9 protein-coding genes and 1 pseudogene are annotated in these 6,723 nt (G+C 64.0%); 9 read left to right on the forward strand and 1 reads right to left on the reverse strand.

All coding sequences use genetic code 11. The features are described from left to right. From ureC to EOA24_RS23225, 8 genes and pseudogenes are all read left to right on the forward strand, one after another. Nucleotides 1-369 (forward strand): annotated as a pseudogene (gene ureC, locus EOA24_RS23190) (urease subunit alpha); the annotation flags it as partial. A 91-nt stretch (nt 370-460) separates the two neighbouring features. Further along, nucleotides 461-1,054, forward strand: a complete 594-nt coding sequence (locus tag EOA24_RS23195) for a hypothetical protein (protein WP_126080008.1) — start codon at nt 461-463, stop codon at nt 1,052-1,054. 45 nt (nt 1,055-1,099) lie between these two features. Continuing rightward, nucleotides 1,100-1,705 (forward strand): glutathione S-transferase family protein, encoded by a 606-nt coding sequence (locus EOA24_RS23200; RefSeq protein WP_126080007.1) that lies wholly within the window; start codon nt 1,100-1,102, stop codon nt 1,703-1,705. Next, the gene (gene ureE, locus EOA24_RS23205) at nt 1,702-2,319 is read left to right on the forward strand and encodes an urease accessory protein UreE (protein WP_126080006.1); all 618 of its coding nucleotides are present in this window, start codon (nt 1,702-1,704) and stop codon (nt 2,317-2,319) included. The genes EOA24_RS23200 and ureE overlap by 4 nt, the downstream gene beginning before the upstream one ends. After that, complete coding sequence (locus EOA24_RS23210; protein ID WP_348526199.1) at nt 2,312-2,983, forward strand: urease accessory protein UreF; 672 nt, start codon at nt 2,312-2,314, stop codon at nt 2,981-2,983. The genes ureE and EOA24_RS23210 overlap by 8 nt, the downstream gene beginning before the upstream one ends. Beyond that, the gene (locus tag EOA24_RS23215; RefSeq protein WP_126080005.1) at nt 2,980-3,420 is read left to right on the forward strand and encodes a DUF3995 domain-containing protein; all 441 of its coding nucleotides are present in this window, start codon (nt 2,980-2,982) and stop codon (nt 3,418-3,420) included. The genes EOA24_RS23210 and EOA24_RS23215 overlap by 4 nt, the downstream gene beginning before the upstream one ends. Then, the gene (ureG, locus tag EOA24_RS23220; protein WP_042637471.1) at nt 3,417-4,049 is read left to right on the forward strand and encodes an urease accessory protein UreG; all 633 of its coding nucleotides are present in this window, start codon (nt 3,417-3,419) and stop codon (nt 4,047-4,049) included. The genes EOA24_RS23215 and ureG overlap by 4 nt, the downstream gene beginning before the upstream one ends. Nucleotides 4,050-4,123: 74 nt before the next feature. Continuing rightward, entirely contained in the window at nt 4,124-4,891 is a 768-nt protein-coding gene (locus EOA24_RS23225; protein ID WP_126080004.1) for a class II aldolase and adducin N-terminal domain-containing protein, read from the forward strand. Between the two features lie 72 nt (nt 4,892-4,963). On the opposite strand, the gene EOA24_RS23230 is transcribed toward EOA24_RS23225, so the two are convergent. Next, nucleotides 4,964-5,596: an HAD family phosphatase gene (locus tag EOA24_RS23230; RefSeq protein ID WP_126080003.1), complete on the reverse strand. Its 633-nt coding sequence runs from the start codon at nt 5,594-5,596 to the stop codon at nt 4,964-4,966. A 207-nt stretch (nt 5,597-5,803) separates the two neighbouring features. Here EOA24_RS23230 and EOA24_RS23235 point away from each other — a divergent pair. Continuing rightward, nucleotides 5,804-6,723 (forward strand): sugar-binding transcriptional regulator (locus EOA24_RS23235; protein ID WP_133374579.1); only part of this gene is annotated, 920 nt, incomplete at its 3' end.

The following is a 6,723-nucleotide window of genomic DNA, read 5'->3' on the forward strand; positions in this document are numbered from 1 at the left end:
GTGCTGGTCGGCGGCTCGATAGCCGCTGCCCCCATGGGTGATCCGAACGCCTCGATCCCGACGCCGCAGCCGATGCACTATCGGCCGATGTTCGGCGCCTATGGCAAGGCGCTGACCAACTCCTCGGTCACCTTCGTCTCGAAGGCGGCGCTTGACGCCGGCCTGCAGGGCAGGCTTGGCGTCGACAAGGCAATGGTCGCGGTCGAGAACACACGCGGCGGCATCGGCAAGCATTCCATGGTGCTCAACGACGCCACGCCGCATGTCGAGGTCGATCCCGAAACATACGAAGTGCGGGCCGACGGCGAGCTCTTGACCTGTGAGCCGGCCACCGTGCTGCCGATGGCGCAGCGGTATTTTCTGTTTTGACGGGCGGCTGGTCCGATTGACGGGCAAATGGCGTTGCGGCTCGCGCGCGCAGATCGCAATATGCTGCAGAGCAGCAGCATTGTGATCGGGCATGGCCACCGAAATCGCCTCGCAGCACGACATCTTCCCGCATATCCGCATCGTCATGGGCATGGTGATCGGCCTCGGAGTCACCCGCCTGCTTTCGGGAACTGCCCGCATCGTCCAGCATCCCGGCCAATACCGGCTCTATGCGGTGCATCTCGCCTGGGTCGCCTCGGTGCTGTTGATGCTGGTGCATTTCTGGTGGTGGGAGTTCGGCCTCTACGCCATCGAGAACTGGACCTTCGGCAAATATCTTTTCATCATCTTCTACGCCATCACGCTGTTCCTGCTCTGCGCGCTGCTGTTTCCGGATTCGATGCTCGATTACACCAGCTACGAGGACTATTTCTATTCGCGCCGCGCCTGGTTCTTCGGCCTGCTCGGCTTCACCTATCTGCTTGATGTGATCGACACGCTGCTCAAGGGTCCGGAGCATTTCGCCCGCTTCGGCAACGAATATCTGTTCCGCACGCCGGTCTTCGTGGCGCTGTGCATCGTCGCGATCCTGGTGCGCGATCGCCGCTTCCACATCGCTTTCGTCGCGGCCGCGCTGATCTATCAGATATCGTTCATCCTGCGGCTGTTCGACACCATCGTCTGAGCGTTCGCGATGCGGTAGGGTTCTCGGAAAGGCAAGGGTTCAACCATGTACAAGGCTGTCGGATCGCGCGGCTCCCGCGTCAGCCGGGTGCTCTGGATGCTCGAGGAGCTCGGGCAGCCCTACGCGTTCGTCGAGGTCAAGCTGCGCTCGCCGGAAGCCTACGCGCTCAACCCTTCAGGCAAGGTGCCGATCCTGATCGACGACGACCTGAAAATCACGGATTCGGCGGCGATCTGCGTCTATCTGGCCGACAAGCATGCCGACAAAGGCATGGGCGCCAATCCGGGCGTTGCCGGGCGCGCCGAGATGGATTCATGGATGCATTTCGCCCAGAGTGAGTTGGAAGCCCCGCTATGGAACAAGCTGCGCCACCGCTTCCTGCTGCCGAAGGATGTTCGGGTCGATGTCGGCCCGGCTGCGGCGTATGATTTCGCATCCGAAATAAAGGCGCTGGACCGCCGACTTGGCGACAAGCCCTATGCCTTGGGCGACCGCTTCTCGGCCGTTGACGTCTTGCTTGGCGATATGGGCGGCTGGGCGCGTGCCGGCCGCTTTCCGATCGAATCCGACCGGGTGAATGCCTATTTCGACCGTGTCCTCAGGCGCCCTGCACGCGCCCGCGCCCAAGCCAATGGCGGAGCCATGAAATGAAGCTCAACATCACCACCGATTTCACCAAGTTTCCACGCGCTGTCTCGGTGCTTGTCGCCGGTGATCCCGGATTGACGACGCCCTATGACAAGGCCGTGCTGCCGCATGACGAGCGCCATCTGCGCCGCCGCGCCATCGAGACGGCGGCCGGCGACAAGGTGCTGGTCGACCTGCCTGAACCGGTGGCGTTGAACGATGGCGACCGGCTGGTGCTGGAAGACGGCCGCCAGCTCGAAATCGTCGCAGCACCCGAAGAGGTCTACGACATCCGCGCCCGCGACGCCGTTCATCTCACCGAGCTCGCCTGGCACATCGGCAACCGCCACCTCGCGGCGGCGATCGAGCCGGACCGCCTCGTCATCCTGCGCGACCATGTCATCAAGGCGATGCTCGAAGGCCTCGGCGCCAAGGTGCATGAGGTTTCGCAGCCGTTCAGCCCCGTGCGCGGCGCCTATTCAGGGCATGGCCACGATCACGGCCATTCGCATGATCACGATCATGACCACCATGGCCACGATCACGGCCACGCGCATGACCATCATGATCATGACCATGGGCACGATCATCACGATCACGACCATCATCATCACAGCCACCACCATCACCATGACTGAGCAGCTTTCCACTGTCGCGCTGCTACGGCTGATGGCCTGGTTGTCGCCGGCCTTTCCGGTCGGCGGCTTCTCCTACAGCCACGGGCTCGAGCGCGCCGTGCACGATGGATTGATCGCAAATCGTGACGATCTCGCCGGCTGGCTGGAGACGCTGGTCGAGATCGGCTCGGGCTGGAACGACGCCGTGCTGTTCGCCGAAAGCTGGCGTCGTGCGCGCGATGACGGCGACCTCAACAAAGTCGCCGCGCTGGCCGAGGCGCTTGCCGGCTCGCGGGAGCGTCATATGGAGACAATGCTCCAAGGCGCGGCCTTCCTCAAAGCGGCATCTGCCTGGCCGTCTCCGGTGCTTGAACGGTTGCCGGCCGACTGCCCCTATTGCGTTGCGGTCGGCGCCGTTGCCGGCAGCAGCGGTATCGGCCTTTCGGATGCGCTTTCCGCCTTCCAGCAGGCTTTCTTCTCCAATCTTGTGCAAGCGGCGATAAGGCTCGGTGTCGTCGGCCAGGTCGATGCCATCGCATTGTTAGCCGGCTTCGAACCTCTGGCGCTGTCGGTTGCGTCGCGCGCCGCCGCTTCCAGCCTGGACGATCTGGGCGGCTCGGCCTTCATGTCCGACATAGCGGCGATGCAGCACGAAACGCAATATTCCAGGCTGTTTCGCTCATGACCGTGCTTGCCGTCATCCTCTCCTTCGTGCTGCTTTTGATTACCACGCTACATGTCTATTGGGGCATAGGCGGCATCTGGCCGGGTACGGACCAGGCCTCCTGCGCCCGCGCCGTCGTCGGCTTCCGCGGCATCGATGAGATGCCGTCGTCCTTCGCGAGTTTCGCCGTCGCCGCGTGCCTCGCGCTCGCGACGCTCTGGCCGCTGGCGCTGGCCGGCGTCTTTGCGACGCCGTTTCCACGGGAAGGCCTTGCGGCCACCGCGTTGATGATCGGCCTCGTCTTCCTCGGCCGCGGCATAGCCGGCTTCACGCCTTGGTGGCGCAGGCTTACGCCGGAGCAACCTTTCGCGCGGCTCGACCAAAGTCTCTATTCGCCGCTCTGCCTGTTGATCGGGCTGGGCTTTGTCATTCTCTCTATCTCGGAGTTCCCGGCATGACGTCGAAAAACGGTCCTCTTCGCATCGGCATTGGCGGCCCCGTCGGCTCCGGCAAGACGACGCTCACCGAAAAGCTCTGCAAGGCGTTGCGCGACGACTTCTCCATCGCCGTCGTCACCAATGACATCTACACCAAGGAGGACGCGATGATGCTCGCGCGGCTGCAGGCATTGCCGGAGGAGCGCATCGTCGGCGTCGAGACCGGCGGCTGTCCGCACACCGCCATCCGCGAGGATGCCTCGATCAATCTGCGGGCGATCGCCGAGCTGAACAAGAAATTCCCCGACCTCGACATCATCTTCATCGAATCCGGCGGCGACAATCTCGCCGCCACCTTCTCGCCCGACCTCGCCGACCTGACGCTCTATGTCATCTCGGTCTGCCAGGGCGAGGAAATTCCGAGGAAGGGCGGCCCGGCCATTACCCGCTCGGATTTCCTCATCATCAACAAGAGCGATCTCGCGCCCTATGTGAACGTGAACCTCGATGTCATGGAGAGCGACGCCGGCCGCATGCGTGGCAAGCGGCCCTTCGGCTTCACCGATCTGTCGCGCGGCAAGGGCTTGCAAGACGTGATCGACTTCATCGTCGAGCAGGGCGGGCTGCAATCGGCGCGCCCGGCGGCTTGATCCGCTGAGCCATCGATTATCGGTTGCTGGCAGCGGCGTCGCACGGCATTCTCATCCAAACAGGAGGATTTTCGATGAGCCTTGCCCGCCTGCACAAGGAACCGCTGAGCAACCTGCCCTATTACGAGGAGCGGGTCGATCTCGCCGCCGCCTTCCGCTGGACCGCGCGGCTCAACATGCATGAGGCGGTGGCCAATCACTTCTCACTGTCCGTCAACGAGGACAGCACGAAGTTTCTGATGAACCCGAACCAGGTGCATTTCTCGCGCATCAAGGCGAGCGACTTGCTCCTGATCGATGCCAACGATCCCGACACGCTCTCCGGCCCCGACGCGCCGGACCCGACCGCCTGGGGCCTGCACGGCGCCATCCATCGCAACGTCCCGCATGCGCGCTGCGCCATGCATGTCCATTCGATCCACGCCACGGTACTTGCCTCGCTCGCCGATTCGACGTTGCCGCCGGTCGACCAGAACTCGGCCATGTTCTTCAACCGCCATGTCGTCGACGCCAATTATGGCGGGCTGGCCTTCGAGGAAGAGGGCGAGCGTTGCTCTCAGCTTCTCACCGACCCCAAGGTCAAGGTGATGGTCATGGGCAATCATGGCGTCATGGTCATCGGCGACACGGTCGCCGACACCTTCAACCGCATGTTCTACTTCGAGCGCGCCGCCGAGACTTACATCAAGGCGCTGTGGACCGGGCGCCCGCTGCGCACGCTCTCCGACGAGATCGCCGAGAAGACCGCGCGCGAGATGGACGACTACCCCGGCCAGGCCGAGCGCCATCTGGCCGAGCTGAAAGCGATCCTGGACGAGGAAGAGCCGGTTTATCGGAATTGAGCGGCCTTTCCTTCTCCCCGTTTTACGGGGAGGTCCGAAGGACCGGATGAGGGGCAGCACCGACCTTCGGGGTTAAAGCCCCAACTGCGCCCGCAGCTCTTCAGCGCTGTTGATCACAATCGCGCCGGCCGGGCCGTCCATCGGCGCCTCCGGCCAGAAGAGCGTCTTCATGCCGGCAGCCAGTCCGGCCATGGCGCCCGTCAGGCTGTCGTCGACGGCGAAAGCATCCGCCGGGTCGACGCCGGCGAGATAAGCGGCGCGCAGGAAGGGTTCGGGAAGCGGCTTGCCGTCGATCACATCGTTGCGGCTGACCGTCATCATGCCCGGATAGGTGAGGCCGACGACGCGCAGATTGGCATCGACGATCAGCCGGTCGGAATTGGACACCACCGCCTGCTCTACGCCGAGCGCGCGCAATTCGTTGAACACCTCGATCGCGCCGGGGCGTGGCTTCAGCGTTTCCGCCAGCGGCAGGTAGTGATCGTATTTGCGCACGATCCAGTCGTCGAAAGGCAGGTCGAGGCCGAATTCGTCGCGCAGCATCTCGTAGACCGGCCATGCGGCGATGCCCAGCACGCGCTCATGCAGGTCGTGCGGCGGGGCGATGCCGACGCTGCGCAGCGCCGCCACAAGGGCTGCCTCATGCAAGGGCTCGCTGTCGACCAGCGTTCCGTCCATATCCCAGAATACGGCTTTCGGCGTCATGCGCGGCTCCTTCGCCGATCCCCTTAATCGGTTTCCCGCCGGAGATAAACCGTCCCGCCGGCAAATGGTTCGGGGCGTGACGGCAGATCTTCGGGAGGCCTGTGGGGCGCCCAAGCAATTGCTCTTTCGATAGACAATTGCGCGCCGGCATATTCGCTGTAAGCTATGGCGCCCGTTTCAGCGTTCTTGCGGGCGGGGAGGCAGGACGTGAGTTTGCGACAGGAAACCGGCAGCACCAGGTTGGACGATGCCGCGCGCGCCGGCTGGCTTTATTATGTTGCCGGCAACACGCAGGACCAGATCGCCGCCAAGCTCGGCATCTCCAGGCAGACGGCGCAGCGGCTGGTGTCGCTGGCGATGTCCGAAGGGCTGATCAAGGTGCGCGTCGATCACCCGATCGCCAACTGCCTCGACCTAGCCGCCCGACTGAAATCGCGTTTCGCGCTCGATCTTGTCGAAGTGGTGCCGAGCGATCCGGCGTCGAACTCGACGACGATCGGCATCGCCGAGGCGGCAGCGGCCGAGATCGAGCGCCGGCTGCGCTCGGAAGCCCCCATCGTCATGGCGATCGGCACCGGGCGCACGCTGAAGGCGGCGATCGAGCAGCTGCCGCCGATGGACTGCCCGCAGCACAAGGTCGTGTCCCTGACCGGCAACATCTCGCCCGACGGCTCGGCCGCCTTCTACAACGTCATCTTCACCATGGCCGACCGCGTCAAGGCGCGGTCCTTCCCGATGCCGCTGCCGGTCATCGCCTCCTCGCCAGAAGAGCGCGAGATGCTGCTCAACCAGCCGATGATCCAGCCGACGCTGGCGCTGGCCGCGGAAGCCGACGTCACCTTCGTCGGCATCGGCGATCTCGGGCCCAAGGCGCCGCTCTACGAGGACGGCTTCATTTCCGAAAGCGAGCTGAAGGCGCTGCAGAAAGCCGGCGGCATCGCCGAGATCGTCGGTTGGGTGTTCGACCGCGAAGGCCGCATGATCGAAGGGATCACCAACGACCGCGTGTCGTCCGCCGCGCTGCCGTCGCGGGAAAAATCGCTGGTCATCGCCTTGGCCATGGGCGACCGCAAGCTGCCGGGCATTTTGGCCGCCGTCAACCGCCGGCTGGTCAATGGCCTCATCAC

It is taken from the genome of Mesorhizobium sp. M2A.F.Ca.ET.039.01.1.1 (genome assembly GCF_003998035.1).
In the GTDB taxonomy this organism is placed as follows: domain Bacteria; phylum Pseudomonadota; class Alphaproteobacteria; order Rhizobiales; family Rhizobiaceae; genus Mesorhizobium.